The organism is Kitasatospora mediocidica KCTC 9733, assembly GCF_000744225.1.
In the GTDB taxonomy this organism is placed as follows: Bacteria; Actinomycetota; Actinomycetes; order Streptomycetales; family Streptomycetaceae; genus Kitasatospora; species Kitasatospora mediocidica.
Genome location: NZ_JQLN01000007.1, coordinates 965,890 through 992,557, shown reverse-complemented (window position 1 = coordinate 992,557; position 26,668 = coordinate 965,890). Strand labels below are relative to the sequence as shown.

Here is a 26,668-nt window from a genome sequence, read left to right as displayed (position 1 = left end):
CCGGCGGGCCGGATCCAGCCGCGCCCGCCGAACCCCGCGATGATCATGGTGATCAGTGCCACGCAGGCCGCGAAGTCGGAGCCGAAGAAGCCCACCGGCCCGTTCGCGAAGGTCGAGTAGGTGAAGCCGGCCGCCGTGGTCAGGTAGGCCGCGCCCTTCTGGTTCAGGTCGTAGCCGAGGATGGCCAGTTCGAGGACCAGGTCCGCGATCAGCAGCACCGACAGGCCCGGCAGGCCGCCGGGGCGGGTCTTGGCGGGCGGTTCGGCGAAGCCGCCGGCGGGTGGCGGGTAGCTCATGGTGTCCCCCTCTGGACGGCGCGGCCCGCGGCGTCTCCACGGCTCGTCGCGCGCTGAGACTAGCGTGCGACGAGCCGTGGTCAGAACGGGGGAGGAACCAGTTATTCGATCGCCCAGGCGCCCGGGCCCAGCAGGGTCTTGATCTCGCTGGCGAAGGCCCCGTTGTCGGGGTTCACCATGAAGCCCAGCTCGAACAGGACGCTCTTCTGCGAGCCCTTCATCAGCAACCGCACCGGGACGTCCCCCGGGTGGGCGCGCAGCGAGCGCTTGAGCTCGGAGGTGAGCTGCGGGGTGATCCGCTTCTCCTGGATGGTCAGCTTGATCGGGGGCTTGCCGCCGTGCTCGGCCGAGGAGATGTCCAGGGTGGTGATCTCCTGGCCGAAGATGCTCAGCGAACCGTCGCGCTCGTTGAGCCGGCCGCGGGCCGAGATCACGTTGTCCTCGACCATCTGCTCGGCCATCAGGTTGTACGTGGCGGGGAAGAACAGCACCTCCACCGAGCCGTCCCGGTCGGCCAGGGTGATGATCGCCCAGGGGTTGCCGGCCTTGTTGATCCGGCGGTCCACCGAGGTGATCAGCCCGGCGAGTTTGACCTCGCCCTCGGTGCGGCCCGAGCCCATCAGCTCGGCGATCGAGGTGTCGCGGTTGCGCGAGAGGATGTGCTCGGCGCCGTCCAGCGGGTGACTGGAGACGTACAGGCCGAGCATCTCCCGTTCCAGGCTGAGCAGTTGGCGGCGCGGCCACTCGCGGTCGGTGAGTTCGAAGTCCAGCCCGATGGCCGGCACGTCCTCGCCGGTGTCGAGCGCGCCGAACAGGTCGTCCTGGCCGATCGCCTGCTGCTTCTTGACGCCGGTCACGGCGTCGATCGCGTTCTCGTGCACGGAGGTCAGCGACAGCCGGGTGTGCCCGAGGGAGTCGAAGGCGCCGGCCTTGATCAGCGAGTCGATGGTGCGCTTGTTGCAGACCACCAGCTCGACCTTGTCCAGGAAGTCCGCGAAGGAGGAGTACTTGCCCTTGGACTTGCGGGTGGCGACCAGCGAGTCGATGACGTTGACGCCGACGTTGCGCACGGCCTTGAGCCCGAACCGGACGTCGCTGCCGACGGCGGTGAAGTCGACCACGGACTCGTTGACGTCCGGCGAGAGGATCTTGATGCCCATCTGGCGGCACTCCGCCAGGTAGATGGCCATCTTGTCCTTGTCGTCCGCCACCGAGGTCAGCAGGGCGGCCATGTACTCGGCCGGGTAGTTGGCCTTGAGGTAGGCCGTCTGGTACGAGACCAGGCCGTACGCGGCGGAGTGCGATTTGTTGAACGCGTAGCCGGCGAACGGGACCAGGACGTCCCAGACCGCCTGGATCGCCTCGTCCGAGTAGCCGCGCTCCTTGCAGCCCGCGTGGAAGGGGACGAACTCTTTCTCCAGGACCTCCTTCTTCTTCTTGCCCATCGCGCGGCGCAGCAGGTCTGCCTGTCCCAGGCTGTAGCCGGCCAGCACCTGGGCGGCTCGCTGCACCTGCTCCTGGTAGACGATCAGACCGTAGGTCGGGCCGAGGACCTCGGAGAGCGGTGCCTCCAGCTCGGGGTGGATCGGGATGATGTCCTGCTGGCCGTTCTTGCGCAGGGCGTAGTTGGTGTGCGAGTTCATGCCCATCGGGCCCGGCCGGTACAGCGCGGAGACGGCGGAGATGTCGGCGAACTCGGTGGGCTTCATCAGCTTGAGCAGGGCGCGCATGGGCCCGCCGTCGAGCTGGAAGACGCCCAGGGTGTCGCCCCGGGACAGCAGTTGGTAGGTGGTCGGGTCGTCCAGCGCGATCTTCTCGATGTCGACGTCGACACCGCGGTTGGCCTTCACGATCTTGATGCAGTGGTCGATGATGCCCAGGTTCCGCAGACCCAGGAAGTCCATCTTGATCAGGCCCATGGCTTCGCACGACGGGTAGTCGAAGCCGGTGATGATCACGCCGTCCTTGTCCCGCTTGTGCAGCGGGACGAGTTCGAGCAGCGGGGTGGAGGAGAGGATGACGGCGGCGGCGTGCACGCCGGTGCCGCGGATCAGGCCCTCGATGCCGAGACCGGTGTCGATGATCTTCTTGACATCGGGCTCGTTCGCGTACAGCGAGCGGATCTCGGCGCCCTCGTTGTAGCGCGGGTGCTTCTCGTCGAACAGGTCGGCCAGCGGCACGCCCTTGCCCATCACGTCCGGCGGCATCGCCTTGGTGATCCGGTCGCCCATCGCGAAGGGGTAGCCGAGGATCCGGTTGGCGTCCTTGACGGCTGCCTTGGCCTTGATGGTGCCGAAGGTGTTCACCTGGGCGGTGTACGCCTCGCCGTACTTGTCGGTGACATAGCGCACCATCTGGTCGCGCTGGCGGTCGTCGAAGTCGATGTCGACGTCGGGCGGGTTGATGCGCTCGGGGTTCAGGAACCGCTCGAACAGGAGATCGTGCTCCAGTGGGTCCAGCTCGGTGATCCGGGTCAGGTAGGAGACCATCGAGCCGGCCGCCGAACCGCGGCCCGGGCCGACCGGGATGCCGTTGTCGCGGGCGTACTGGCAGATGTCGGCGACCACGAGGAAGTAGGCGTCGAAACCCATCGGGGAGATGACGCCCATCTCCAACTCGATCCGGTCCAGCACCTCCTGGCTCGGGTTGTCGCCGTAGCGGTGCTGGAGGCCGGCGGCGATCTTCTGGCGCAGGTACGAGGCCTGCGTCTCGCCCTCGGGCACGTCGAACTGCGGCATCCGGTCGACGTAGTTGAAGACCTCGTCGTAGGGCTGGATGCGCTCGGCGATCGCGAGGGTGTTGGCGCAGGCCTCCGGGAGCTCGCTGAAGAGCGCCTGCATCTCCTCGGGGGTCTTGATGTAGTAGCCGCTGCCGTTGAACTTGAAGCGGTTCGGGTCGTCCTTGTTCTTGCCCACGCCGACGCAGAGCAGGCTGTCGTGCGCGTCCGCCTGGTCGGCGGTGACGTAGTGCGAGTCGTTGGTGGCCAGCAGCGGGATGTTCAGCTCCTTGGCCACCCGCAGCAGGTCCAGCCGGACGTCCCGCTCGATGGACAGGTCGTGGTCCATCAGCTCCAGGAAGTAGTTCTCCTTGCCGAAGATGTCCTGGTATGCGCTGGCGGCCTTGAGTGCCTCCTCGTACTGGCCCAGGCGCAGGCGGGTCTGCACCTCGCCCGAGGGGCAGCCGGTGGTGGCGATGATCCCGGTGGCGTTCGCGGCGATCAGCTCGCGGTCCATCCGGGGCTTCATGTAGTACCCCTCCATGGACGCCAGGGAGGAGAGCTTGAAGAGGTTCCGCAGCCCGGTGGCGTTCTCGGCCCACATGGTCATGTGGGTGTAGCGGCCGCCGCCGGAGACGTCCTTGCCGCCCTCGCCGCCGTCGGCGCCGCTGGCCCGCTGGCCGCCGGGGGCCCAGAAGGTCTGCTTCTTGTGGAAGCGCGAGCCCGGTGCGACGTACGCCTCGATGCCGATGATCGGCTTCACGGCACCGTCGAGCTTCTTGGCGCTCTGGAAGAACTCGTAGGCACCGAACATGTTGCCGTGGTCGCTCATCGCGATGGCGGGCATCGCCTGGCGGTGGGCCTCCGCGAACAGCTTCCCGTTCTTCGCTGCCCCGTCCAGCATCGAATACTCGGTGTGGACATGCAGATGCACAAAGCTGTCGGCCACGTGGGGAGGGCTCCTCGGACGTCGATCTCCGGATGGGGACCTCCCACCCTAACGCGATCCGGCCCCTGTGAGCTGCGCCACTCCCGTGCGTCGCACGAACGACGGCCGGCCCCCCAGGGGACCGGCCGTCACACTCAACTCCTGGGCTCTCAGCCCTCCTTGACCACCACGGTCTTGGCGGCCTTGTCGTGCAGGCACTGCTGGAACGGCTTGTCCCAGAGCAGCCACAGGCTGTCGAGCAGGGCGAACAGGCTGCCCAGGCAGTAGACCGCCGAGGGCAGGCCGTAGACGGCTGCGCGGACCCACAGCTCGTTGTCCACCGGGCGGCCGCCGTGGGCCAGCGACACCACCCGGATCTTCATGACCTTCTTGCCGACCGTCTGCTGGTTCTGCGTGAGCATCATCGCAGCCTCGTAGCCGAACACCAGCAGGGCGCCGATGATGCCCGAGACGATGGAGCCCAGACCGCTGGCGATCACGAACTCGATCAGGAACAGCGGGACGATCAGCACGCCCAAGTCGATCAGCCGGGCCAGGAAGCGGTCACCGGCGGTGGCCATCGTCCGGGGCGGGCCGCCGTACTGGCCGGGGGTCGCCAGCCAGGGCGGACCGCCGGCGCCGAACAGCGGCTGGCCGTAGGGCGCCTGGCCCGGGCCGGGCTGCGGGTACGCGTAGGGCTGCTGCGCCTGCTGCGGGTCGTAGCCGGGCGGCGGGGTGCCGTACCCGGGTGCGGCCGGGGGCTGCTGCGGGTAGCCGTACGGCTGCTGCGGCGGCTGGTCGTAGGGATTCTGCGGCGGCACGCCCTGCGGGGCCTGCTGGCCGTACGGGTTCTGCGGGTCCGACGGATAGCCGTACCCCGGAGGTTGGTTGTCGCTCATACTCCCGCTCGTCTCAAGATGACCTGCCCTCAGTTGTTGTATACGGGGATGTGCCCGGCCGGGAAGGGTCCGGTGTGAACCGTTACGCGAACAGCACCGTAAGTCGGGGGGTCAGGGTCCCTGCAGGCCGGCCGGGAGGGCGGTGCGGACGGCTGCCACGAAGGCCGCCACGGCCGGGTGGTCGGCGGCGCCCTCGCGGAACGCCACGGCGGTGCGCCGGGACATCGCCAGCCGCCGCAGGGTCACCTCGGCGGGAGGGTCCGTCGCCCCCAACTCCGGTACCAGCGCCACGCCCTGGCCGGCCGCCACGAGGGCGAGCACGGTGGCGAAGTCGTCCACCCGGTGCCGGATCCGCGGGGTGAAGCCGGCCGCCTGGCAGGCCCGCACCGCCATCGCGTGGCAGAGCGTGCCGTGCGTGGCCATGATCCACGGGGCGTCCTGGAGCTCGGCGAGTGCGGCGCGGCCCGGGGGTGGGGTGGCGAGGTACATCGCCTCGGCGAAGAGCGGTGCGCTCTGCACCCCGGGCTCGGGCGGCGAGGGGACGAAGTCGTAGTCGTGGACCAGGGCGACGTCCAGTTCGCCGGCCCGCAGCAGGTCCGCCACGCCGGCCGGGTCCACCTCGGCGACCATCGGCTCCAGGCCGGGGTGGAGCGCGGCCAGGGCGGCCAGTGCCGGGGGGATCACCACCCGGGCGGCGGAGGGGAAGGTGCCGATCCGCAGCGGGCCGGACGGGCCCTGGCGGGCGTCCGCGAGCTCGGCGGAGGCCAGCTCCAGGCGGGCCAGCACGGCTTCGGCGTGCGCGACCAGGTTGTGCGCGGCGGGTGTCAGCGCCACCCGCCGCCCGGTGCGCTCCAGCAGCGGCACCCCGGCCTCCCGTTCCAGGACGGTGAGCTGCTGGGAGACCGCGGACGGGCTGAAGGAGAGCGCCTCGGCGACGGCGGCGATCGTGCCGCGGTGGGCGAGTTCGCGCAGGAGCCGCAGGCGGCGGACGTCAAGCATCGGCCCAGCTTACGGGTTGCACCGGAAAAGCGAACTGGATCCGCAGGGTTCGGTGCGGCAGGCTCGCAGCATGAGCTACCTCCTGAGCGGCATCCACATCCCGCTGATCACGCCCTTCACCGAGGCCGGCGAACTCGCCGCGGACGCCCTCGAAGCGCTGGCGCACTCCGTCCTGGACGAGGGCGCCGCGGGCCTGGTCGCGCTCGGCACCACCGGCGAGCCGGCCACCCTGGACGAGGCGGAGAAGCGGGCGGTGACCGAGATCTGTGCCCGGGTCTGCCGCGAGCGCGGCGCCGCGCTGACCGTCGGCGCCGGCGGCAACGACACCCGGGCCAGCGTCCGGGCGCTGCGCGAGCTGGCGGGCCTGCCCGAGGCGACGGCCGCGCTGGCGCTCGTCCCGTCCTTCACCAGGCCCTCGCCGGCGGGCGTCCTCGCGCACTTCACCGAGCTCGCGGCGCACAGCCCGGTGCCGTTGATCGTCTACCACATCCCCTACCGCACCGGTCAGGAGCTCGACCCGGACACCCTGCGCCGGATCGCCGAGCTGCCCGGGGTCGCCGGCATCAAGTACGCGCCCGGGGTGCTCGACCAGGACGCGATCGCCTTCCTCGGCGACCTGCCGGACGACTTCGCCGTGCTGGTCGGGGAGGACGCGCTGCTCTCGCCGCTACTGGGGCTCGGCGCCGCCGGTGCCGTCCTCGCCTCGGCGCACCTGTGCACCGGGCGCTTCGTCGAGCTGTACGAGGCCTGGCAGGCCGGGGACCTGGCGCACGCCAGGGCGCTGGGGCACCGGCTGGCCGCGCTGTCGGCCGCCGCCTTCGCGGAGCCCAACCCGACCGTGATCAAGGGCGTGCTGCACGCGCTGGGCCGGATCCCGAGCGCCGCCGTCCGGCTGCCGCTGCTGCCCGCGGGCCCGGCCGCCGTGGACAGGGGAGTCCACCAGGTGAAAAGCATCGGGGGCTCGGAGCGGTGACAAGGCAGGATGAAGCCGACAGGACCAGCGGAGGAGGAGTCGGATGAAGATCGGCATCGTAGGGGCCACCGGACAGGTCGGCGCGGTGGTGCGCGCGATCCTGGCGGAGCGGCAGTTCCCGGTGGAGCAGCTCAGGCTCTTCGCCTCGGCCCGCTCGGCCGGCAAGCAGCTGCCCTGGCAGGACGGCACGGTCACCGTGGAGGACGCGGCCACCGCCGACTACCGCGGCCTGGACGTGGTGATCTTCTCGGCCGGCGGCGCGACCTCGCGCGAGCTCGCGCCCAAGGTGGCCGCGGCCGGCGCCGTGGTGATCGACAACTCCTCCGCCTGGCGGCGCGACCCCGAGGTCCCGCTGGTGGTCAGCGAGGTCAACCCGGAGGCGATCGCCGACCTGCCCAAGGGCATCATCGCCAACCCGAACTGCACCACGATGGCGGCCATGCCGGTGCTCCGCCCGCTGCACGAGGAGGCCGGGCTCACCGCGCTCGTCGTCGCCACCTACCAGGCGGTCTCCGGCAGCGGCCTGGCCGGTGTCGCCGAGCTGCACGGCCAGGCGGCCAAGGTGGTCGAGGGCGCGGCGGCACTGACCCACGACGGCTCGGCGGTGGACTTCCCCGAGCCGCAGATCTACGCCCGCCCGATCGCCTTCAACGTGCTGCCGCTGGCCGGCTCGATCGTCGACGACGGCCTGAACGAGACCGACGAGGAGCAGAAGCTGCGCCACGAGAGCCGCAAGATCCTCGGGATCCCGGACCTCAAGGTCTCCGGCACCTGCGTGCGGGTGCCGGTCTTCAGCGGCCACTCGCTCCAGGTCAACGCCCGTTTCGCGCGCCCGATCACCCCCGAGCGGGCCCGCGAGCTGCTGGCCGACGCGCCCGGCGTCGAGCTGAGCGAGATCCCGACCCCGCTCCAGGCGGCCGGCCAGGACCCGACCTTCGTGGGCCGGATCCGGGCGGACGAGACGGTCGAGCACGGCCTGTCGCTCTTCCTCTCCAGCGACAACCTGCGCAAGGGCGCAGCGCTGAACGCCGTCCAGATCGCGGAGCTGGTCGCCGCCCGGCTGGGCTGAGCCGGCGAGGACGGCTGCCCGCACCGGCGGGCAGCCGTCCTGCCGTCTTCCGGCAGGCCCGCCGGGCCCGGCACGCCCGCATGGCCCAGCGCGGTGCGGGGGCAGCCGGGTGATTCACGGCGCCGTCGGAGGGTAAAGAAGACCGCAACGGTCGGGCGGGCCGCTCCTGGGGCCACCGCTCGGGCAGACTGCTCCGTACCGCACGCCACAGAGGTGATCGGACAAGGGTCAAGGGTGGGGGTCCGGCCGCCACCGGGCCGACCGGGAGAAGAGGTGCGGAAGTGGACCGCTGCGTCGTCCTCGTGGACGCGGGATACCTGCTGGGTGCCGCCGCCAGCCTGCTCGCCGGAGAGTCCTCCCGGTCCAGGGTGACGGTGGACCACACCGCTCTGATCGCCTCGCTGCGCGAGCGGGCCGAGGAGGAGACCGGGCTGCCGCTGCTGCGGATCTACTGGTTCGACGCGGCCCCCGAGCGCCGTCCGATGCCCGAGCACCGGCGGCTGCGGGTGCTGCCGCGGGTGACCGTCCGGCTCGGCGCGCTGACTCGGGCCGAGGGCCGCTGGGTGCAGAAGGGCGTGGACGCCGCGATGCACGCCGAGCTCTCCGAACTCGCCCGCAACCGGGCCTGCGCCGACGTGGTGCTGGTCACCGGGGACGGCGATCTGCTGCCGGGCATGATGTCCGCCAAGGAGCACGGCGTCGCCGTCCACCTGTGGGCGCTGCAGGCCGCCGACGGCGACTTCAACCAGTCCGAGGACCTGGTCGGCGAGGCCGACGAGCGCCGGGTGCTGGACCGCGAGTGGATCACCCGCTCGGTACGCCTGCGGGAGCCCGCCATGGCGTTCCCGCCCGCCGGGCCGCCGCCGGAGATCGCCAAGATCCTGGCCGCGCCGCCCTCGCACAGCCTGCGCCCGACCGGCTCGGCGCCCGGCGCGGCCGCCGCCGAGCTGCCGGAGCCGGCCGCCGAGCCCGTCCAGGCGCCCGCCGCGCTCAAGGTCGTCCCCACCCCGAAGGACCTGGCCGGGCGGGTCGCGAGCCCGGCCCACCCGCCGGTGGCCGTGGCCGCCACCAACGGGCCGGTGCTGCGCTGGTCCTCCGACCGCGGCTGGGTGGACCGGCCGTCCGGCGAGATCAGCACCCCCGGCGACACGCTGCCGACCCTCGCCCAGCTGACCACCGCCGAGCAGCGCTGGGCCGACCGCGAGGAGGACATCACCGCGATCGGCGGCGATCCGCACGAGGTCGGCCAGGTCTTCGCGCGCCGCTGGACCGACCGGCTCGGCGACCGCGAGCGGCTGACCACGCTCTGGGGCGACTACCCGCGGATCCCGCACCGGGTCGACGGCGAGTTGCTGCGCTACGCCGCCCGGTTCGGCCTGCTCGCCCACAAGGACGACCAGATCGACGAGCACGACCGCTACGCGATCCGGGCCGGCTTCTGGAAGGAACTCGCCGTGCGGGTGCCGGGCGGCGAACTGGTGGTCGTGGACGACTAGCGCCTGACGCGGCACTAGGTCGCCTCCGGGACCTGTGGTCGGGATCCTCATGGTCAGCGCGTAGAGTCTTCGCTCGTGAGCGAGACCCCCCTGCTGCCCTGTTGCTCCGTCCGGGGCCTCACCAAGAACCACGGTGAGATCCGGGCCACCGACGGGGTCGACCTGGAGATCCGCCAGGGCGAGGTCTTCGGCCTGCTCGGACCCAACGGCGCCGGAAAGTCCACGCTGGTGCGCCAGCTGACCGGACTGCTGCGCCCCGACGCCGGCAGCATCGAGATCCTCGGCCACGACGTGGTCCGCCACCCCGACCGGGCCGCCCGGCTGCTCGGCTACCTCGGCCAGGAGTCCACCGCGCTGGACGAGCTGACCGTCGCGCTGGCCGCCGAGACCACCGGACGGCTGCGCGGCCTCACCCGGGCGCAGGCCCGTGCGCAGAGCGCCGAGGTTCTGACCGAACTCGGCCTGGAGCCCCTCGCCGCCCGCCCGCTGGCCAAGCTGTCCGGCGGCCAGCGCCGGCTGGCCTGCTTCGCCGCCACGCTGGTCGGCGAGCGCCCGCTGCTGGTCCTGGACGAGCCCACCACCGGTATGGACCCGGTGGCCCGCCGCGCGGTCTGGGCCGCGCTGGACCGCCGCCGGGCCGAGCGCGGCACCACCGTGCTGCTGGTCACCCACAACGTGATCGAGGCCGAGACCGTGCTCGACCGGGTCGCCGTCATGGACGAGGGCCGGGTGATCGCCTGCGACACCCCCGGCGGCCTCAAGGCGCTGGTCGACGGGGACGTCCGGCTGGACCTCGTCTGGCGGCACGACGCACCGCTGGAGGTCCCGGCCGTCGCCCTGCTGGCCGACCGGGCCGAACGCACCGGGCGCCGCTGGACCCTGCGCACCACCCCCGAGGAGGCCAGGGAGCTGGTCGCCGCCGTGACCACCGGGCCGGCCTTCGCCGCCCTGGACGACTTCACCCTGGCCACCCCGAGCCTGGAGGACGCCTACCTCCGGCTCGGCGGGCGTCATGGAGGACTGGCGAAGTGACTCTGCTCTCCGCTCCCGTCGCCCTGCCGTCGGCCCAGGCCGCGCCGCTGGCCCCTGCGGCCAGGCTGCTGCCGGCGCTGGCGGCCGTCTACCGGGCCCAGCTGGCCCGGGCCAGGGTGGCCCGGATCCCGCTGATGTTCGTCGCCTCGTTCCAGTCGATCGGCATCCTGGTGATGATGCGCGGGGTGGTCGACCCGGGCGACAACCCCTCCGCGCGGGCGGTGGTGGCCGGCTCCAGTGTGCTGGTGGTGGCCTTCGTGGCGCTCAACCTGCTCGCCCAGTACTTCGGACGGCTGCGCGCCACCGGCGGCCTGGACCACTACGCGACGCTGCCGGTGCCGGCCGCCTCGGTGGTGCTCGGCGCGGCCGGCGCGTTCGCCTCCTTCACGCTGCCCGGCTCGCTGCTGACGGCGGGGATCGGCGCCTGGCTCTTCGGCCTCTCCTGGGCGCACCTGTGGGTGCTGCTGGCGGTGGTGCCGCTGGCCGGGGCGGCGCTGTCCGGTCTCGGCGCGGCCTGCGGGCTGCTGGCGCCCAAGCAGGAGATCGCCACCATGCTCGGCCAGCTGGGCATGTCGGCCGCGCTGCTGCTCGGCGTGCTGCCGGCCGGCCGCCTGCCGGTGGCCGTCCAGTGGCTGCGCGACGCGCTGCCCTCGACGTACGGGGTGGAGGCCTTCGCGCGGACCTTCGCGGCCCGTCCCGACTGGGCGGCGGTCGGCGCCGACCTGGCGGTCTGCGCCGGTGTCGGGGTGCTCTCGCTGACCGTGGCGACCTGGGCCTATCGCCGCGCCACTACCCGTTAACCAGAACTGCCGGGTTGACGTGAAACGATGTCCCGGTGACCGTACCGAACACTCCTTTGGACGCCGGGCCGCTCGATGCCCGGCCGCAGGCCTCCGCCGTCAGCAGGGCTGTCGGTGAACTGAAGATCGGTGCGCCGGTCGCGGCCGCCTGCGCGCTGCTTGGACTGGTCATGGGCCTGCTCTGGGTCTGGCTCGCGCCCGAGGTGCCGCTCGTCGTGCACGGGCAGCAGGTGCTCTACGTGGACCCCGAGGGCGAGCAGCGGGCGGGCGCGGACAGTGTCTTCGCGCTGCTGGGCGCCGGGATCGGCATCCTGACCGCGGCGGCGGCCTTCCTGGCCACCCGTCGGCGTGGCGGCGGCATCGCGGTCGCGGTGGGCCTGGCCGTCGGTGCGCTGGCCGGCTCGGTGGTGGCCTGGAAGCTCGGCGTGGCGCTCGGCCCGACCACCGACGTGGTGGGGCACGCCAAGCAGGTCGGCGACGGTCACGGCTTCAACGAGGCGCTGGCGCTGGGCGCCAAGGGCGCGCTGCTGGTCTGGCCGATGAGCGCCATGGTGGTGCTGCTCGGGCTGTCGGCGGCGTTCGGCCGGCGCGAGGAGGACCCGCCGCCGTACTACGCCGAGCCGCAGTGGTCGCAGCCCGGTGACCCGGACGCGGCCGCCGACGAGCAGATCGAGGCGCCGACGAAGCCGTCCGTCGAGCAGATCGAGGCGCCGACGAAGCCGTCCGTCGAGGAGAACGCCGACGCGGACGGTACCCGGCAGCCGAAGTAGCGGGCGGCCTCGCCTCAGGTCCGGCCGATGGCGGCCGTGACGGCGCCGGTGAGGGCCACCAGGTCGGCCGGCGCCAGCTCGACCTCCAGGCCGCGCCGGCCCGCCGAGACGTAGACCGTCGGGTGCTCCAGCGCGCTGGCGTCCAGCACCGTGCGCAGCGCCCGGCGCTGTCCCAGCGGGGAGATCCCGCCCAGCACGTACCCGCTGCTGCGCTCGGCGGCGGCCGGCTGCGCCATCGCCGCCCGCTTGCCGCCCACCGCGGCGGCCAGCGCCTTGAGGTCCAGCTGCCCGGCCACCGGGACCACGCCGACGGTGAGGGTGCCGTCGACCTCGGCCACCAGCGTCTTGAAGACCCGCTCCGGCGCCACGCCGAGCGCCTGGGCCGCCTCGCCCCCGTAGGAGGCGGCGGCCGGGTCGTGATCGTACGCGTGGACGGTGAAGGGGACCTCGGCGGCCGCCAGGGCGACGGTCGCGGGGGTGCCGCCCTGGCCGGACTGCTTCTTGGGCACGGGGGCTCCTAGTTGGGGCTGAACGCCTGGCGGGTCAGGTCGGCGGCCGGCAGCGACGGCAGCCAGGCCAGCAGCGCGGTCTCGCGGCGCAGCAGTTCCAGTTCGGCGGTGAGCCGGCTCGCGGTGTCCGGGCAGGCCAGCAGCCGCTGGCGGGTCGGGACGTCCAGGACGGAGGCGGCCGCCACCAGGTAGGAGAGCACCTGCGGGTCGTCCGGCAGCTCCTGCTCCCCGCTCAGGCTGGCCTTGCGCGCGCCCGCCAGCCGCTTCTGGTACGCCCGGAAGGCCCGCGCGACGCCGCCGGCCAGGGTGCCCGCGCCGTGGCCGAGCTCCTCCTCGATCGGCTCGGCCACGCCGACCAGGTAGGCGCCGCCGGTCTCCATCGAGCGCAGCCGGAACCGGGTGGTGCCGGTGATCAGCAGCTCGTACCCGCCGTTCGGCTGGGACTCCACCGAGGCGATGTCCGCCACGCAGCCGATGTGGTGCAGCGCCTCCAGCGGGTTGCCGGTGCCGGTGCCCAGGCCGCTCAGCGGGCCGGCCGGCGCCTCGCTCTCGCCGACCGGGGCGACCTCGCGGCCGTCCTTGATGGCCAGCACCCCGAACCGCCGTGGTTTGTCCTCGGGTTGGGCGACCAGATCGGCGATCAGCCGCCGGTAGCGTTCCTCGAAGACGTGCAGGGGCAGCACGAGACCGGGGTAGAGCACCGCGTTGAGCGGGAAGATCGGGAGCCGTTCTGTCACGGCGCACAGCGTAGTTGGCCCGGGGCCTCGCGCGCGCCGTCGTTTTGCGGCGGGAGCGGGCGCCGGTCAGCCGCGCTGGAGCAGCCGGCTGGCGCCCGCGGCGGCCGTGGTGGCCAGCACCCAGCCGGTGAGCACCAGCGCGGCGCTCACCAACTGCCCGGTGCCACCCGGGTTCCAGCCGTCCTGGCCGAGGTCGACGATCGGCAGCACCTTGCTCAGCGTGTACAGCGCGGCGTTCCAGTGCGGGATCTCGTCGGCCTTCAGCGGGGACGGCTTGTGCAGCTGGAAGTAGAGCGTGCCGACCGCCCAGGCGGCGACCAGCCAGAGCGCGGCGCGGCCGGGACGGTAGCCGTAGCCGACCGTGATGTCCTGCAGCCGGCCCCAGACCCGTCCCGGCAGCGACTGGGTCTGCCGGCGGCGGCGCTGTTTGGCGTAGAGCACCTCGCGGGCGTCCTCGTCGGAGCCGTCGCGGCGCAGTGCGGCGGCCAGCTGTTCGTACGGCTCCGGCTGGAATTCGCTCAGCGCGCCGTCCAGCCAGGCTATCCGCTGGTGCACGGTGAACGGCCCGGCCGGGCGCAGGCATTCGTACGTGAAGCCGGTCAGCCCGAGGTCGCCGCTCGGCCAGGCCTCCGGGATGTCGACCAGGTTGCCGACCCGGGCGCGCGAGAGCGAGACGTGCCCGCTGGGCGCGACCGGGCAGGTGACCCGCAGCTCGGGGGTCTGGATCCGGCGCAGCGAGAGCTCGCGGCCGGGCCCGAGGTGGAACTCGGCGCCGACGATCAGGCAGGCGCTCTCGAACCGGCTGTCGTTCAGCCGCACCCCGCCCCAGGCGCGGAACGGGATGCTGGCGCCGCCGGTCGGCGCGGCCTCGCCGTAGCCGGTGCCGTACATCTGGCCGAGCTGGCTGCCGGGCAGCCAGCCGCTCAGGTAGAAGGTGTTGCCCACCGAGAGCCGGGGCGCGTTGAGGCAGTCGCGCTGTCCGCTCCTGGCGCGCAGCTCGGCGCCGCGCAGCGAGAGCCGGCCGCCGACCCGGGCGCTGCGGAGGCTGAACTCGCCGTAGCTGACGACCCGGTCGGCCTCGAAGTCCTGGCTGACCGTGAGGCCGTCGGCCGAGAACGAGCGGTCGTACATGTCGCTGCCGACCAGCAGGTGGTTGACGATCAGGTCGGTGCCGATCTGGGCGTCGGTGAGGCGCAGTCCGGCGGCCACCACGCAGCGGGCGAAGACCAGGTCGCCGGAGGTGGCCAGGCGCGAGGCGTCCACCCGGGGGAACCAGCAGCCGTCGAAGCGGATCGTCCCGGCGCGGGCCTCGGAGAGCAGCATGTTGGTGTCGAAGCGGCAGCCGCGGACGTCGATGAAATCCTCGATCCGGCCGCCCGCCAGGTCGAGCTGCCCGGTGACGAGCGCGCCGGTGAGCTTGAGGGCGCGCACCGAGCCCGGCACGGCGCTGGGCCCCGCCAGCAGCAGCCGGGCCAGCACGGCGGCCCGGATGATCCGCTCGGGCCCCCACGGGGTGGCGTCGGTCGGGTCGTTCTCGGCCGGGTCGGCGGACTGCAGGTCGTAGACCCGGCCCTCCCGGAAGGCCGCCCAGAGGCCCTTCTCCACCGGACTCCAGTCGCGCGGCGCGTGCTCCACCTGTCTCCCCCTGCTGGTGACGACGGTTCCCGGCCCAGGCCGTGTCCACCGGCAGGCCTCCCTGTGGGTCTTCCCGTCTCGGCAGTCGTATCACGGACTGAAATGCGGGACCGGCGGTTCCGGCCACTCCTTACACTTGACCCGTGATCTCTCGAATCGACCTGCGCGGCGCCACCGGCGACCCGCGCGACCTGCTGCCCCGTGCCGAGTTCGACGTGGAAGCCGCCCTGGAGAAGGTGCGGCCGATCTGCGAGGACGTACGCCATCGCGGGGTCACGGCGCTGATCGAGATCACCGAACGCTTCGACGGCGTGACGTTGGCCACCACCCGGGTCCCCGAGGCGGAGATCACCGCTGCCCTGGAGACGCTGGACCCCAAGGTGCGCGCGGCCCTGGAGGAGTCGATCCGCCGGGCCCGCCTGGTGCACAGCGCGCAGCGCCGCAGCGACCACACCACCCAGGTGGTGCCGGGTGGCACGGTGACCGAGCGCTGGGTGCCGGTCGACCGGGTCGGGCTGTACGTGCCGGGCGGCCTGGCCGTGTACCCGTCCTCCGTGGTGATGAACGTGGTCCCGGCCCAGGAGGCCGGCGTCCAGGGCATCGCGGTCACCTCGCCGCCGCAGAAGGACTTCGGCGGCGGCGTCCACCCGGCGATCCTGGCGGCCTGCGCGCTGCTGGGCGTCACCGAGGTGTACTCGGTCGGCGGCGCCCAGGCGGTCGCGATGTTCGCCTACGGCACCGCCGAGTGCGCGCCCGTCAACCTGGTGACCGGCCCCGGCAACATCTACGTGGCCGCCGCCAAGCGCCTGCTCAAGGGCCGGATCGGGATCGACGCCGAGGCCGGGCCGACCGAGATCGCCGTCCTGGCGGACGACAGCGCCTCGCCGCGCGACGTCGCCGCCGACCTGATCAGCCAGGCCGAGCACGACCCGATGGCCGCCTCCGTGCTGGTCACCGACTCGCTCGCGCTGGCCGAGGCGGTGGAGGCCGAGCTGGCCGCGCAGGTGGCGAACACCAAGCACCGCGAGCGGGTCACCGAGGCGCTCGGCGGCCGGCAGTCCGGCATCGTGCTGGTGGACGACGTCGAGCAGGGCCTGGCCGTGGTCAACGCCTACGCCGCCGAGCACCTGGAGATCCAGACCCGGGACGCGCACGCGGTGGCCGCCCGGGTGCGCAACGCCGGCGCCGTCTTCATCGGCCCGTACGCGCCGGTCTCGCTCGGCGACTACGTGGCCGGCTCCAACCACGTGCTGCCCACCGGCGGCTGCGCCTGTCACTCGTCCGGCCTGTCGGTGCAGTCCTTCCTGCGCGGCATCCACGTGATCGACTACAGCCGCGAGGCGCTGGCGGACGTCGCCGCGCACGTGGTCAACCTCGCCAACGCCGAGGACCTGCCCGGTCACGGCGACGCGATCCGCGCCCGCTTCGACTGGACGGTTCCCGGCTCTTGAACATCGACGACCTCCCGGTCCGCGACGAACTGCGCGGACAGTCGCCCTACGGCGCCCCGCAGCTGGATGTCCCGGTCCAGCTCAACACCAACGAGAACCCCTATCCGCTGCCCGAGCCGCTGGTGGCCCGGATCGCCGAGCGGGTCGCCGAGGCCGCCCGCACGCTCAACCGCTACCCCGACCGGGACGCGGTCGAGCTGCGCGAGGGCCTGGCGCGCTACCTCACCACCACCACCGGTTTCGCCCGGACCCGCGAGCAGGTGTGGGCGGCGAACGGCTCCAACGAGGTCATCCAGCAGCTGCTGCAGACCTTCGGCGGCCCCGGCCGCAGCGCGCTCGGCTTCGAGCCCTCCTACCAGATGCACGAGCTGATCTCGCGCGGCACCGGCACCCGCTGGATCGCCGGCCCGCGCCGGGCCGACTTCACCATCGACCTGGACGCGGCGATCGCCGCGCTGGCCGAGCACCGCCCGGACGTGCTCTTCGTCTGCTCGCCGAACAACCCGACCGGCACCGCCGTCGAGGCCGACACCGTGCGCGCGCTCTACGACGCCGCCCAGGCCGTCAAGCCGACGATGGTCATCGTCGACGAGGCGTACGTCGAGTTCTCGCACCGCGACTCGCTGCTGCCGCTGCTGGCGGGCCGCCCGCTGATGGTGGTCACCCGGACGATGTCCAAGGCCTTCGGCGCGGCCGGCCTGCGGCTGGGCTACCTCGCCGCCGACCGGGCCGTGGTGGACGCGGTGCAGCTGGTCCGGCTGCCGTACCACCTGTCCGCCGTCACCCAGGCCACCGCGCTGGCCTGCCTGGAGCACACCGAGACCCTGCTCGGGTACGTCGAGCTGCTCAAGGGCGAGCGTGACCGGGTGGTCGGGGCGCTGCGCGCGCTCGGCCTGGAGGTCACCGCCTCCGACTCGAACTTCATCCAGTTCGGGACCTTCGAGGACCCGCACGCCGTCTGGCAGGCGATCCTCGACCGCGGCGTCCTGATCCGCGACAACGGCGTCCCCGGGCGGCTGCGGGTCACCGCCGGCACGCCCGCGGAGAACGACGCCTTCCTGGACGCCGTCACCACTGTGATCAAGGAGCTGTAACCCCGCTATGTCCCGCATCGGGCGCATCGAGCGCACCACCAAGGAGACCTCGGTCCTGGTCGAGATCGATCTCGACGGCACCGGCAAGACCGACATCTCCACGGGCGTGGGGTTCTACGACCACATGCTCGACCAGCTGGGCCGCCACGGCCTCTTCGACCTCACCGTCAAGACCGAGGGCGACCTGCACATCGACACCCACCACACGATCGAGGACACCGCCCTCGCGCTCGGTGGCGCGTTCAAGCAGGCGCTCGGCGACAAGGTCGGGATCTACCGCTTCGGCAACTGCACGGTGCCGCTGGACGAGTCGCTCGCCCAGGTCACCGTGGACCTCTCCGGCCGCCCGTACCTGGTGCACACCGAGCCGGAGTCGATGGCGCCGATGATCGGCAGCTACGACACCACGATGACCCGGCACATCCTGGAGTCCTTCGTGGCCCAGGCGCAGATAGCGCTGCACGTGCACGTCCCGTACGGCCGCAACGCGCACCACATCGTGGAGTGCCAGTTCAAGGCCCTCGCCCGCGCGCTGCGCTACGCCGCGGAGTTCGACCCGCGCGCGGCCGGCATCCTCCCCTCGACCAAGGGTGCGCTGTGACCGCCTCCACGATCCTGATCGCCGGCGGGCTCTTCCTGGGCGCCGGTGTGTACTCCTTCTGGAAGCAGGGTCTGCCCAAGGGTGTCACCGCCGTGCTGGCGATCGGCTCGGCGCTCTGCCTGGCCGCCGGTCTGATGCGCCTCTAGTCACGGGAGTTGATTGCTGTGGGCAAGAATGTGGTCGTCTTCGACTACGGGTCGGGAAACCTGCGCTCGGCCCAGCGCGCGGTCGAGCGCACCGGCGCGACGGTGACGGTGACCTCCGACTTCCAGCAGGCGCTGGACGCGGACGGGCTGCTGGTCCCCGGCGTCGGCGCCTTCGAGGCGTGCATGCGCGGCCTGCGGGCCGTGCGCGGCGAGCAGATCATCGGGCGGCGGCTGGCCGGCGGCCGTCCGGTGCTCGGCATCTGCGTCGGCATGCAGATCCTCTTCGAGCGCGGCGTCGAGCACGGCGTCGAGACGGCGGGCTGCGACGAGTGGCCCGGCACGGTCGAGCCGCTGGACGCGCCGGTCGTCCCGCACATGGGCTGGAACACCGTCTCCGCGCCCGAGGGCAGCCGGCTCTTCGCCGGGATGGACCCGCAGACGCGTTTCTACTTCGTGCACTCCTACGGCGTGCGCCACTGGGAGCTGGAGTCCAACAACGAGCGGCTGCACGCGCCGCTCGTCACCTGGGCCACCCATGGGCAGCCGTTCGTCGCGGCCGTCGAGAACGGCCCGCTGTGGGCCACCCAGTTCCACCCCGAGAAGTCCGGCGACGCCGGCGCCGCCCTGCTGACCAACTGGGTCAACACCCTCTGATGTCTGGAAAGTTGTCTCCCATGAGCCGCCTGAGCCGTCTTGAACTCCTGCCCGCCGTCGACGTCCGGGACGGCCAGGCCGTGCGTCTGGTCAAGGGCGCCTCCGGCACCGAGACCTCCTTCGGCGAGCCGCTCGCGGCCGCCCTGGCCTGGCAGAACGCCGGCGCCGAGTGGCTGCACCTGGTCGACCTGGACGCCGCGTTCGGCACCGGCAGCAACCGGGACCTGCTGCGCGAGGTCACCGGCCGCCTCGACATCAAGGTCGAGCTCTCCGGCGGCATCCGCGACGACGAGTCGCTGGCCGCCGCGCTGGCCACCGGCTGCACCCGGGTCAACCTCGGCACCGCCGCGCTGGAGAGCCCGGAGTGGGTCGCCAAGGTGATCGCCGAGCACGGCGAGCAGATCGCGGTCGGCCTGGACGTCGTCGGCACCACCCTGCGCGGCCGGGGCTGGACCCGCGACGGCGGCGACCTGTTCGAGGTGCTGGCCCGGCTCGACTCCGAGGGCTGCGCCCGCTACGTGGTCACCGACGTCAACCGCGACGGCACCCTGACCGGCCCGAACCTCCAGCTGCTGCGCGACGTCTGCGCCGCCACCGACCGTCCCGTGGTCGCCTCCGGCGGGGTCTCCTCGCTCGACGACCTGCGCGCCATCGCCACTCTGGTGCCGGAAGGTGTCGAGGGTTCGATTGTGGGCAAGGCCCTCTACGAGCAGAAGTTCACCCTCGAAGAGGCCCTGGAGGCCATGTCGTGACAGACCCTCGGATCGTGCGTGGCCGGGTCGCCGGATTCTCCCCCTGGGAGGACCAGTTCGGATACTCGCGGGCGGTCGCCGCGGGCGACTACGTCCATGTGGCCGGCTCCACGGCGTGGGTCGACGGGAGGATCGAGCACGAGGGCGACCCGTACCGGCAGACGCTGGCCGCCTTCGGCGTCGGCCTCAGCGCCCTGGCCACGTACGGTCTGACCGCGGCGGACGTGATCCGCACGCGGATGTACATCACCCACGTCCGGGACGCCGACGAGGTGGGCCGGGCCCACAAGGTGCTCTTCGACGCCAGCCGTCCGGCCGCGACCATGGTCGTGGTGGAGGGCCTGATCGACTCCCGGATGATGGTCGAGATCGAGCTGGACGCGCACCGCGTCGGACTCGCGAACTCGTTGGCGAATTCCTCGGAAGGTAGCAGTACATGACCCTCGCGGTCCGAGTCATCCCCTGCCTGGACGTCGACGCGGGCCGGGTGGTCAAGGGCGTCAACTTCCAGAACCTGCGCGACGCCGGAGACCCGGTCGAGATGGCCAAGCTCTACGACGCCGAGGGCGCCGACGAGTTGACCTTCCTCGACATCACCGCCTCGTCCGGCTCCCGGGAGACCACCTACGACGTGGTGCGCCGCACCGCCGAGCAGGTCTTCATCCCGCTGACGGTGGGCGGCGGGATCCGCGCCGTCGAGGACGTCAACAGGCTGCTGCGGGCCGGCGCCGACAAGGTCGGCGTCAACACCGCGGCGATCGCCCGCCCCGAGCTGATCCGCGAGATCGCCCAGCGCTTCGGCCGCCAGGTGCTGGTGCTGTCGGTGGACGCCCGCCGCTGCCCGCCCGGCACCGAGACCGCCTCCGGCTACGAGGTCACCACCCACGGCGGACGCCGGGGTACCGGCCTGGACGCCGTCGAATGGGCGGGCCGGGCAGCCGAGTTGGGGGCCGGCGAGATCCTGCTCAACTCGATGGACGCGGACGGCACCAAGGACGGCTACGACCTGGAGATGATCCGCTCGGTGCGGGCGTCGGTCTCCGTCCCGGTCATCGCCTCCGGCGGCGCGGGCCGCCTCGCCGACTTCGCCCCGGCCGTGGAGGCGGGCGCGGACGCGGTGCTCGCGGCGTCGGTCTTCCACTTCGGCGACCTGCGCATCGGCGAGGTCAAGACCGCCCTGCGGGAGGCCGGCCACCCGGTGCGCTAGAAGCCGGGGCCGGCTGACGCTGTGACGCAGCTCACAGTGGACGCAGAACCCGAACGCCGCGGCGGGCGTCTGGCTGGTGTGAGATCACGCAGGAGAGCACCCGACGAGCTGGACGAGGAACACCTCCTCCGGCTGGTGGCCAGAGGTGACCGCGAGGCGTTCGACGAGTTGTACCGGCGCACGTCGCCGTGGCTGGCGGTACGGTTGCGCCGCCGCTGCGCGGACCCGCAGATCGTCGCCGAGGTCATGCAGGAGACGTATCTGGCGGTGTGGCGCGCGGCCGGCGCGTTCGCCGGGAGCGCGGTCGGCGGGACGGCCGTCGGCTGGCTGTGGACGATCGCGGCGCGCCGCCTCGTCGACGCGTTCCGGCGCCGCGCCCACCACGCCGAGCCGCCGGTCGCCGCCGCCGAGCGGGCGGTGGTGCCCGCGGCGGAGGACGAGGCACTCGCCGGGACCGTCGGCGGCGACGTCGGCGACGCCCTGCGGCAACTGGCGCCGGAACTGCGCCAGGTCCTGCAGGCCACGGTCCTTGACGGGCTTTCCGTCCGGGAGACCGCCGTCCTGCTCAGACTCCCCGAGGGCACGGTCAAGACCCGCGCCCGCCGGGCCCGGATCGCGATGCGGGAGGCGCTGGCATGAGCGCGGAACACGCGTCGATGCGACTGATCGACGACTATGCCCGGGGTGACACGCAGTTGCCCGCCGACACGCTCTGGGCGCTGGAGTCCCATCTGGAGACCTGCGCGAGCTGTCGCAGCCGCCTGGCGGACTCCGTGACCAATGAGGCGCCCGGCCTCGCCGCGCTCGTCGACACCGTACGCGCCGGTCTGGAACCGCAGTTGGACGCGGCCGTGCAGATGCCGTCGCGGCTGCGGCGCCCGAGGTGGGTGTCGGCCTGGCTGACCCCGGCGATGACCCCGTGGCTGCTCATGACGGTCGCCGTCACCCTGATCGCGCTGCTGCTGGACGCGGCCGGGCTGTCGGGGAACTTCGGCGGCGCCTCGCCCCTGCTGCTGATCGCACCCGTGCTGCCGCTGTGCGCGGTCGCCGCGTCCTGGTCGCGCGGCCTGGACCCGGCGTACGAACTGATGGCCTCGACCGCCCGGGCCGGCCTGCCGCTGCTCCTGCGGCGCACCACCTCGGTGCTCGCCGTGGTGCTGCCCGTACTCCTGCTGGAGGGCTGGTTGACCGGAGCTATGACGGCCGCACAGTGGTTGCTTCCCTCGCTGGCCTTCACCTCAACGGCCCTGGCACTGGGCAGCGTTGTGGGTGTGACCCGGGCCGCCATCGGGCTGGCGGCTGCCTGGGGCGTCTTCGTGGTGGCCCCCGCGTGGGCCGGCGGGCCGTCTCCCCTGGCCCTGCGGTTGGACCAACTGCCCCTGTGGGGGCTGCTCCTGGCACTTGGAACGGGCGTCGTGATCGCCCGCAGAAAGGCGTACTCAGCGCTGTGAAACCATCGTTGACCCTCGGAAGGGACCACCGCATGACGCCCGCCCTGAGCGCGGCCGACGCCGCGCCGAAGACCTACGCCTGGGAGATCCGGGCCACCGGCCTGAGCGTCCGAGCCGGACGGAAGAAGATCGCCGTCGACGGGCTCGACCTCTCCCTGGGCACCGGCGCCCACGGCCTGCTGGGACCCAACGGCGCGGGAAAGACCACCCTGATCCGGGCGCTGGCCACCGTGCTGCGCCCCGCAGCGGGTGAACTCGACCTGTTCGGCAGCTCCGTGGGCGCGCTGGCCGACCTGCGGGCCGTGCGCCGCCGGATCGGCTACCTGCCCCAGGAGTTCGGCTACTACAAGCGCTTCACCGTGCGCGAGTTCGTCGAGTACATGGCCTGGCTGAAGGAGGTGCCGAAGGCCGACGTCCCCGCGGCCGTCCAACGGGCCGTGGAGCGGGTGGGCCTGGCCGACCAGGCCGACCAGCGGATGAAGACCCTGTCCGGAGGCATGCTGCGGCGGGCAGGCATCGCCCAGGCCATCGTCAACGACCCCGCGGTGCTGCTGCTGGACGAGCCGACGGCGGGCCTGGACCCGGCGCAGCGGCTGCGCTTTCGCGAGCTGTTGCAGGAACTGGGCCGCGAGGCCTGCGTGGTCGTCTCCACCCACCTGGTCGAGGACGTCGCGGCCGCCTGCTCGGACGTGGTGCTCTTCGCGGACGGCAAGCTCGTCTTCCAGGGCACACCGCAGGACCTGGCGGCGGCGGGCAGCCCCGAACATCCGGGCGACAGCCCGCTGGAGCGCGGCTACTCGGCGCTGCTCCACAACTCCGAGCAGCAGAAGGGCGCCTGGTGAACGGACGCGTGCTGGGTATCGAGCTGAGGCGTTCCGTCGCCCCGTGGGCCGGCGTTGTCGTGCTGGGCGGCAGCCTGGCGTTCCTCTACCTGATCAACGGACTCTGGTGGCAGGGCGCCTCGGCATGGACCGCGCAGTGGACGTCGATGGCGCTGACGACCCGCTGCCTGCTGGCCTACCTGTGGCCGCTCGCGGTGGGCCTGGGGGCGGTGCACGGGTTGCGTGACTCCCGCTCGCGGATGGCCGAACTGCTGACGACCACGCCGCGGCCGGCCTGGCGGCGTGCGGCACTGCCGGCCGGGGCGACGGCGATCGCGGTGGCGTCGGGCTTCAGCCTGCTCGTTCTGTGGGGCGCGGTCCAGGTGGCCCTCGGCCCCACCACCTACCTGCCGCTCGGCTGGCCGGTGATCTCGCTGGTGGCGGTGCTGGCCCTGGTCGCGGGGGCCGTGTTCGGCATGGGTGTCGCGCGGGCCTTGCCCTCCCCGCTCACCCCGCCGCTCCTGGTCGTGGTCTTCCTGGCGGCGACCGTGGTGCTGCGGCAGACCACCGACGGGGCCGTGCCCTCCGGCATGGCGCCGAACCGGCTTTCCCAGCTGTCGCCGGCGACCGACATGCCCCGGCAGATGCTGCTGACCCTGTCCGGTTCCGTGGACCTCGGCCAGACGCTCTGGCTGCTCGGCCTGCTCGCCACCGGGTTCGCCCTGCTGGTGGCCGCGACCGTGCGGACGCGGCTGCTCGCGCTGACGCCCGTCCTGGTCGGCGCGGCCCTGGCGCTGCTGATCATCCCGGCCGATCCGCGCGACACCTTCGTCGTCGACCGGGCCGCCGCGGCCATGGTCTGCGACGGCCCGGTGTGCGTGACGCAGGCTCACCGGGAGCGGCTGCCCGCACTCGCGTCGCAGGGCCGGGAGGCGCTGCGCGTGCTGCACGACGCCCTGGGTGACCAGGCGCCGGACTCGGTGCGGGAGGAGACGACGCTGCGCGCGATCGCCGACCCGCGCCAACTCTCCTCCGGCGTGGTGCTGGTGAACTTCGACGACCCGCTGATCGGCCCGGCGTCGGGGCAGCGACTGACCCGTCTCCTGGTCGCCCAGGGCCTGCTGCCGAACTGCCGGCCGCACACACCCTGGGAGGGCGGAGGGCAGCTCGACATCCCCGCGCAGAGCATCGCCGCGAGCTGGGCCCTCGGCGATCAGCACCTCGTGCCTCTGCAGACGCCCGAGACCGACCAGTACGCGAGTGCGGCGTGGGCGCAGGCCGAAGCCGCCTGGACGAAGCTGACGGCGCTGTCGCCGGCCGAGCAGCGCGCGCGGATCGCCGGGGCACGCGCCGCCGCGCTCTCCTGCACGGACCAGCCGAACCCGCTGGCGGGGCAGGTGTCCTCGTGAACTGGCTGGTGCTGTACGCCCGTTCGCGGCAGATGCCGGCCTCGGCGGCGGTCATCGCACTCGCCGCGTTGGTCGTGTGGGCCCTCACCCGGGGCGGCCACGGCTCGCCGGACCCGGCGATCGTGCTCCTCGTGCTCACCACGAATGTCGCGGTGGCCGCCGTCGGGCTCGGCGGGCAGGACACCGCGCTCGACGCGACGGCCGCGATCCGCTGGGCGCCCCGCCGGGCGGCGCACGTGCTGCTGATCGGCGCGGTCGCCTGCGTGGCGGTCCAGGCGGTCCAGGCGGTGGGATCGCAGCCCACCGCCGCCGCGCTCGTCGTCCGGGACAGCGCGGGCCTGGCCGGCCTGGCCGCGCTCGGCGCGACGCTGTGCGGGGCGTCCTACGCCTGGACCCCGCCGACCGCCTGGCTCGCGTTCACCCTCCTCTCCTCGCCCCCGGGCGGCATCGCGGGACAGGTGGCCGGCTGGATGATCCTTCCCCCCGGCACACCGGCGGCCACCTGGACGGCGTTGGTCCTGCTGGCGACCGGCACCGTGTCGTATGCCGTGGTGGGACCGAGGCGGTAGCGGGCGGCCTCGGTCCGAGCCGCTGCTCAGGGGGCGCGCCGCCCGAGCGGTTCAGTCGATGACCTGTGTCGTCCAGGTGTGCTCGTCGGTCCCGAACAGGGTGATGTGCCGGAGCAGGCCCGGCAGTCCGCCCAGGGCGACCAGGGAGGGCGGCGCGGGGGCGTCGGCCTCGAACACACAGACGGTCAGTTCGCCCTGTGTGGAGCACAGTTGGCCGTTGGTCGGAGCGAGGACGACGCTGGCGAAGTTGACGCCGACGCCGATGAACGCTCCGTCGGGTGTGGTGAAGCCCCCGCTGACGTTCCACGGGGCGCGGCCGTTCGCTCCGGGGCGGTTGATGGCGAAGCCGGCGAGGGTGAAGTCCTTGGGGACACCGGTGATCCGCAGGGGCAGCGGGATGGCGGTGTCGCCGAAGCGGACGTCGGTCGCGACATGGGTCAGGGTGCCCCTGGGGTCGGCCTCGCGCAGGTCCGAGCTGGAGACCTCGGCCCAGCGGCCGGTGGGCGTCTGCCAGCGCAGGAGGGTGTCGACCGGTCCGCCGCCCCGGCTGGCGTCCTCGATCAGCCAGGAGGAGGCGCCGCCGTTGATCGGCGGGCCGGCGAACGTCGACTGGGTCACTCCGGCGGCGGGTTTGCCCACGCTCGGTGTGACGCCGGCGGGGTAGATGCGGAGATGGATGTGTTCGGCCGCTTTGGCGTCACCGGCTCCACTAGCGGTCAGCGCCGTCTCCGGCGCGCCCAGGTCGGGGACCGTGCCGTACCCCACCCCCGCATCAGCCCCCGGCGGCAGCCAGCCGAACGCGGCGGGGGCGACCAGCGGGTCGGTCTGCGTGGGCTTCTCGGCCTGACGGCCGGACGCGGGCGGGGTGGCGGCTCTGCCGTGTCCGGGCAGAGCGGCCGTGCCGATGCCGAGCGCCAGGACGAGTGCGCCCGATCCGGCGGCCAGCAGCAGTCGTCGGCCGCGCAGTTGCTTGCGGCCGGCGGTGAGCGCGGCGTCGATGTCGACGGTGCTGCGCGGCGCCGGGACGAGGGACAGCTCGTCGAGGCGCGCGGTCAGCCTCGACAGGTCGTCGGTCATGAGTGAGCTCCGTCCGGGGTTGTCGGCACGGGGTCCGTGGCGAGGAAGCGGCGTAGTGAGTCGATACCGCGCGAGGTCTGGCTCTTGACGTTGCCGGGCGAGCAGGCGAGTGCCTCGGCGGTCTGTTCCACGCTGAAGTCGCAGAAGTAGCGCAGGACCACGGTCGCGCGCTGGCGGGGCGGCAGGGCCGCCAGCGCCTCCCGGAGGTCGAGTGCGGCGTCGAGGTCCGGCAGGTCGGACGGTTGGTCGCCGCCGTCGGGGCCGAGGACGACCCGGCGCCCCCAGGGTGAGCGCTGCTCGGCGAGGTAGGTGTTGACGAGTACCGTGCGCGCGTAGCCGTCGATGTTCTCGACCCGGCCGGCGCGGCTCCAGTTGACGTACAGCTTGGTGATCGTCGTCTGGACGAGGTCGTCGGCCCGGTGCCAGTCGCCGCTGAGCAGGAAGGCGACCCGTCGCAGCCAGGATTCCCGTGCGGTGACGTACGCGGTGAACTCGGCGTCGCGTCTGCGCTCCGCCATGGGTGTGTCCCCCCTCTCGGTTGTCGTGGTGTTTCGCTCCTCTAATGCGCGTGACCGGC

27 protein-coding genes are annotated in these 26,668 nt (G+C 72.7%); 19 read left to right on the top strand and 8 right to left on the bottom strand.

What is annotated here, in order from left to right:
* Nucleotides 1–397: 397 nt before the first annotated feature.
* From dnaE to BS80_RS34625, 3 genes are all read right to left on the bottom strand, one after another.
* The gene (gene dnaE / locus BS80_RS34635) at nt 398–3,961 is read right to left on the bottom strand and encodes a DNA polymerase III subunit alpha (protein WP_035805477.1); all 3,564 of its coding nucleotides are present in this window, start codon (nt 3,959–3,961) and stop codon (nt 398–400) included.
* Nucleotides 3,962–4,110: 149 nt separating this feature from the next.
* Nucleotides 4,111–4,839, bottom strand: coding sequence for an RDD family protein (locus BS80_RS34630; RefSeq protein WP_035805474.1), 729 nt, complete (start codon nt 4,837–4,839; stop codon nt 4,111–4,113).
* Between the two features lie 111 nt (nt 4,840–4,950).
* Nucleotides 4,951–5,838, bottom strand: a complete 888-nt coding sequence (locus BS80_RS34625) for a LysR family transcriptional regulator (RefSeq protein WP_035805472.1) — start codon at nt 5,836–5,838, stop codon at nt 4,951–4,953.
* 70 nt (nt 5,839–5,908) lie between these two features.
* On the opposite strand from BS80_RS34625, the gene BS80_RS34620 reads away from it, so the two are divergent.
* From BS80_RS34620 to BS80_RS34595, 6 genes are all read left to right on the top strand, one after another.
* Nucleotides 5,909–6,811 carry a dihydrodipicolinate synthase family protein gene (locus tag BS80_RS34620; RefSeq protein WP_035805470.1) on the top strand — a complete coding sequence of 301 codons (903 nt, stop codon included), beginning with the start codon at nt 5,909–5,911 and terminating at the stop codon, nt 6,809–6,811.
* Nucleotides 6,812–6,854: 43 nt separating this feature from the next.
* A complete protein-coding gene (locus BS80_RS34615) occupies nt 6,855–7,880 on the top strand; it encodes an aspartate-semialdehyde dehydrogenase (protein WP_035805468.1) in 1,026 nt (341 codons plus the stop codon).
* 281 nt (nt 7,881–8,161) lie between these two features.
* Nucleotides 8,162–9,376, top strand: coding sequence for an NYN domain-containing protein (locus BS80_RS34610; protein ID WP_035805466.1), 1,215 nt, complete (start codon nt 8,162–8,164; stop codon nt 9,374–9,376).
* A 75-nt stretch (nt 9,377–9,451) separates the two neighbouring features.
* Entirely contained in the window at nt 9,452–10,408 is a 957-nt protein-coding gene (locus BS80_RS34605; protein WP_035805464.1) for an ABC transporter ATP-binding protein, read from the top strand.
* Entirely contained in the window at nt 10,405–11,208 is an 804-nt protein-coding gene (locus tag BS80_RS34600; RefSeq protein WP_035805462.1) for an ABC transporter permease, read from the top strand. Before BS80_RS34605 ends, BS80_RS34600 begins: the two co-directional genes overlap by 4 nt.
* Nucleotides 11,209–11,243: 35 nt before the next feature.
* Entirely contained in the window at nt 11,244–11,978 is a 735-nt protein-coding gene (locus tag BS80_RS34595; RefSeq protein WP_198045693.1) for a hypothetical protein, read from the top strand.
* A 14-nt stretch (nt 11,979–11,992) separates the two neighbouring features.
* On the opposite strand, the gene ybaK is transcribed toward BS80_RS34595, so the two are convergent.
* The 3 genes from ybaK to BS80_RS34580 form a co-directional block, all read right to left on the bottom strand.
* Nucleotides 11,993–12,487 carry a Cys-tRNA(Pro) deacylase gene (ybaK, locus tag BS80_RS34590; RefSeq protein ID WP_035805461.1) on the bottom strand — a complete coding sequence of 165 codons (495 nt, stop codon included), beginning with the start codon at nt 12,485–12,487 and terminating at the stop codon, nt 11,993–11,995.
* Between the two features lie 8 nt (nt 12,488–12,495).
* Nucleotides 12,496–13,224: an LON peptidase substrate-binding domain-containing protein gene (locus tag BS80_RS34585; RefSeq protein ID WP_035805459.1), complete on the bottom strand. Its 729-nt coding sequence runs from the start codon at nt 13,222–13,224 to the stop codon at nt 12,496–12,498.
* Between the two features lie 66 nt (nt 13,225–13,290).
* Nucleotides 13,291–14,859, bottom strand: coding sequence for a hypothetical protein (locus BS80_RS34580; protein ID WP_035805456.1), 1,569 nt, complete (start codon nt 14,857–14,859; stop codon nt 13,291–13,293).
* 143 nt (nt 14,860–15,002) lie between these two features.
* On the opposite strand from BS80_RS34580, the gene hisD reads away from it, so the two are divergent.
* The 13 genes from hisD (at nt 15,003) to BS80_RS34515 (ending at nt 25,014) form a co-directional block, all read left to right on the top strand.
* Complete coding sequence (gene hisD / locus BS80_RS34575; protein WP_035805453.1) at nt 15,003–16,310, top strand: histidinol dehydrogenase; 1,308 nt, start codon at nt 15,003–15,005, stop codon at nt 16,308–16,310.
* Nucleotides 16,307–17,404, top strand: a complete 1,098-nt coding sequence (locus BS80_RS34570; RefSeq protein WP_083975694.1) for a histidinol-phosphate transaminase — start codon at nt 16,307–16,309, stop codon at nt 17,402–17,404. Before hisD ends, BS80_RS34570 begins: the two co-directional genes overlap by 4 nt.
* Before the next feature lie 7 nt (nt 17,405–17,411).
* On the top strand, nt 17,412–18,005 hold the full coding sequence (gene hisB, locus BS80_RS34565) for an imidazoleglycerol-phosphate dehydratase HisB (RefSeq protein WP_035805452.1): 594 nt from the start codon (nt 17,412–17,414) through the stop codon (nt 18,003–18,005).
* Nucleotides 18,002–18,151 carry a hypothetical protein gene (locus BS80_RS42170; protein WP_035805450.1) on the top strand — a complete coding sequence of 50 codons (150 nt, stop codon included), beginning with the start codon at nt 18,002–18,004 and terminating at the stop codon, nt 18,149–18,151. The genes hisB and BS80_RS42170 overlap by 4 nt, the downstream gene beginning before the upstream one ends.
* Nucleotides 18,152–18,169: 18 nt before the next feature.
* A complete protein-coding gene (gene hisH, locus BS80_RS34555) occupies nt 18,170–18,805 on the top strand; it encodes an imidazole glycerol phosphate synthase subunit HisH (protein WP_035805448.1) in 636 nt (211 codons plus the stop codon).
* A gap of 20 nt (nt 18,806–18,825) precedes the next feature.
* Nucleotides 18,826–19,557, top strand: a complete 732-nt coding sequence (gene priA, locus BS80_RS34550) for a bifunctional 1-(5-phosphoribosyl)-5-((5-phosphoribosylamino)methylideneamino)imidazole-4-carboxamide isomerase/phosphoribosylanthranilate isomerase PriA (protein ID WP_232246757.1) — start codon at nt 18,826–18,828, stop codon at nt 19,555–19,557.
* Entirely contained in the window at nt 19,554–19,997 is a 444-nt protein-coding gene (locus BS80_RS34545) for a RidA family protein (protein ID WP_051967586.1), read from the top strand. The genes priA and BS80_RS34545 overlap by 4 nt, the downstream gene beginning before the upstream one ends.
* Nucleotides 19,994–20,764 carry an imidazole glycerol phosphate synthase subunit HisF gene (gene hisF, locus BS80_RS34540; RefSeq protein ID WP_035805447.1) on the top strand — a complete coding sequence of 257 codons (771 nt, stop codon included), beginning with the start codon at nt 19,994–19,996 and terminating at the stop codon, nt 20,762–20,764. Before BS80_RS34545 ends, hisF begins: the two co-directional genes overlap by 4 nt.
* A 135-nt stretch (nt 20,765–20,899) precedes the next feature.
* Entirely contained in the window at nt 20,900–21,403 is a 504-nt protein-coding gene (locus BS80_RS34535; RefSeq protein WP_083975693.1) for an RNA polymerase sigma factor, read from the top strand.
* Nucleotides 21,400–22,215: a zf-HC2 domain-containing protein gene (locus BS80_RS34530; RefSeq protein ID WP_035805443.1), complete on the top strand. Its 816-nt coding sequence runs from the start codon at nt 21,400–21,402 to the stop codon at nt 22,213–22,215. Before BS80_RS34535 ends, BS80_RS34530 begins: the two co-directional genes overlap by 4 nt.
* Before the next feature lie 32 nt (nt 22,216–22,247).
* Nucleotides 22,248–23,057, top strand: coding sequence for an ABC transporter ATP-binding protein (locus BS80_RS34525; protein ID WP_157536759.1), 810 nt, complete (start codon nt 22,248–22,250; stop codon nt 23,055–23,057).
* On the top strand, nt 23,054–24,445 hold the full coding sequence (locus BS80_RS34520) for a hypothetical protein (RefSeq protein WP_035805439.1): 1,392 nt from the start codon (nt 23,054–23,056) through the stop codon (nt 24,443–24,445). Before BS80_RS34525 ends, BS80_RS34520 begins: the two co-directional genes overlap by 4 nt.
* A complete protein-coding gene (locus BS80_RS34515; RefSeq protein WP_035805437.1) occupies nt 24,442–25,014 on the top strand; it encodes a hypothetical protein in 573 nt (190 codons plus the stop codon). The genes BS80_RS34520 and BS80_RS34515 overlap by 4 nt, the downstream gene beginning before the upstream one ends.
* 51 nt (nt 25,015–25,065) lie before the next feature.
* Here BS80_RS34515 and BS80_RS34510 read toward each other — a convergent pair whose 3' ends face one another.
* Both BS80_RS34510 and BS80_RS34505 read right to left on the bottom strand, forming a co-directional pair.
* A complete protein-coding gene (locus tag BS80_RS34510) occupies nt 25,066–26,091 on the bottom strand; it encodes a serine/threonine-protein kinase (RefSeq protein WP_035805434.1) in 1,026 nt (341 codons plus the stop codon).
* Complete coding sequence (locus BS80_RS34505) at nt 26,088–26,609, bottom strand: SigE family RNA polymerase sigma factor (protein WP_035805433.1); 522 nt, start codon at nt 26,607–26,609, stop codon at nt 26,088–26,090. The genes BS80_RS34510 and BS80_RS34505 overlap by 4 nt, the downstream gene beginning before the upstream one ends.
* Nucleotides 26,610–26,668 lie beyond the last annotated feature (59 nt).

What these genes read in the sequence shown, in the direction of transcription:
- BS80_RS34630 (WP_035805474.1), bottom strand. Translation starts at nt 4,839, where the DNA reads ATGAGCGACAACCAACCTCCGGGGTACGGCTATCCGTCGGACCCGCAG.
- BS80_RS34625 (WP_035805472.1), bottom strand. Translation starts at nt 5,838, where the DNA reads ATGCTTGACGTCCGCCGCCTGCGGCTCCTGCGCGAACTCGCCCACCGC.
- BS80_RS34620 (WP_035805470.1), top strand. Translation starts at nt 5,909, where the DNA reads ATGAGCTACCTCCTGAGCGGCATCCACATCCCGCTGATCACGCCCTTC.
- BS80_RS34615 (WP_035805468.1), top strand. Translation starts at nt 6,855, where the DNA reads ATGAAGATCGGCATCGTAGGGGCCACCGGACAGGTCGGCGCGGTGGTG.
- hisB (WP_035805452.1), top strand. Translation starts at nt 17,412, where the DNA reads ATGTCCCGCATCGGGCGCATCGAGCGCACCACCAAGGAGACCTCGGTC.
- priA (WP_232246757.1), top strand. Translation starts at nt 18,826, where the DNA reads ATGAGCCGCCTGAGCCGTCTTGAACTCCTGCCCGCCGTCGACGTCCGG.
- hisF (WP_035805447.1), top strand. Translation starts at nt 19,994, where the DNA reads ATGACCCTCGCGGTCCGAGTCATCCCCTGCCTGGACGTCGACGCGGGC.
- BS80_RS34530 (WP_035805443.1), top strand. Translation starts at nt 21,400, where the DNA reads ATGAGCGCGGAACACGCGTCGATGCGACTGATCGACGACTATGCCCGG.
- BS80_RS34525 (WP_157536759.1), top strand. Translation starts at nt 22,248, where the DNA reads ATGACGCCCGCCCTGAGCGCGGCCGACGCCGCGCCGAAGACCTACGCC.
- BS80_RS34510 (WP_035805434.1), bottom strand. Translation starts at nt 26,091, where the DNA reads ATGACCGACGACCTGTCGAGGCTGACCGCGCGCCTCGACGAGCTGTCC.
- BS80_RS34505 (WP_035805433.1), bottom strand. Translation starts at nt 26,609, where the DNA reads ATGGCGGAGCGCAGACGCGACGCCGAGTTCACCGCGTACGTCACCGCA.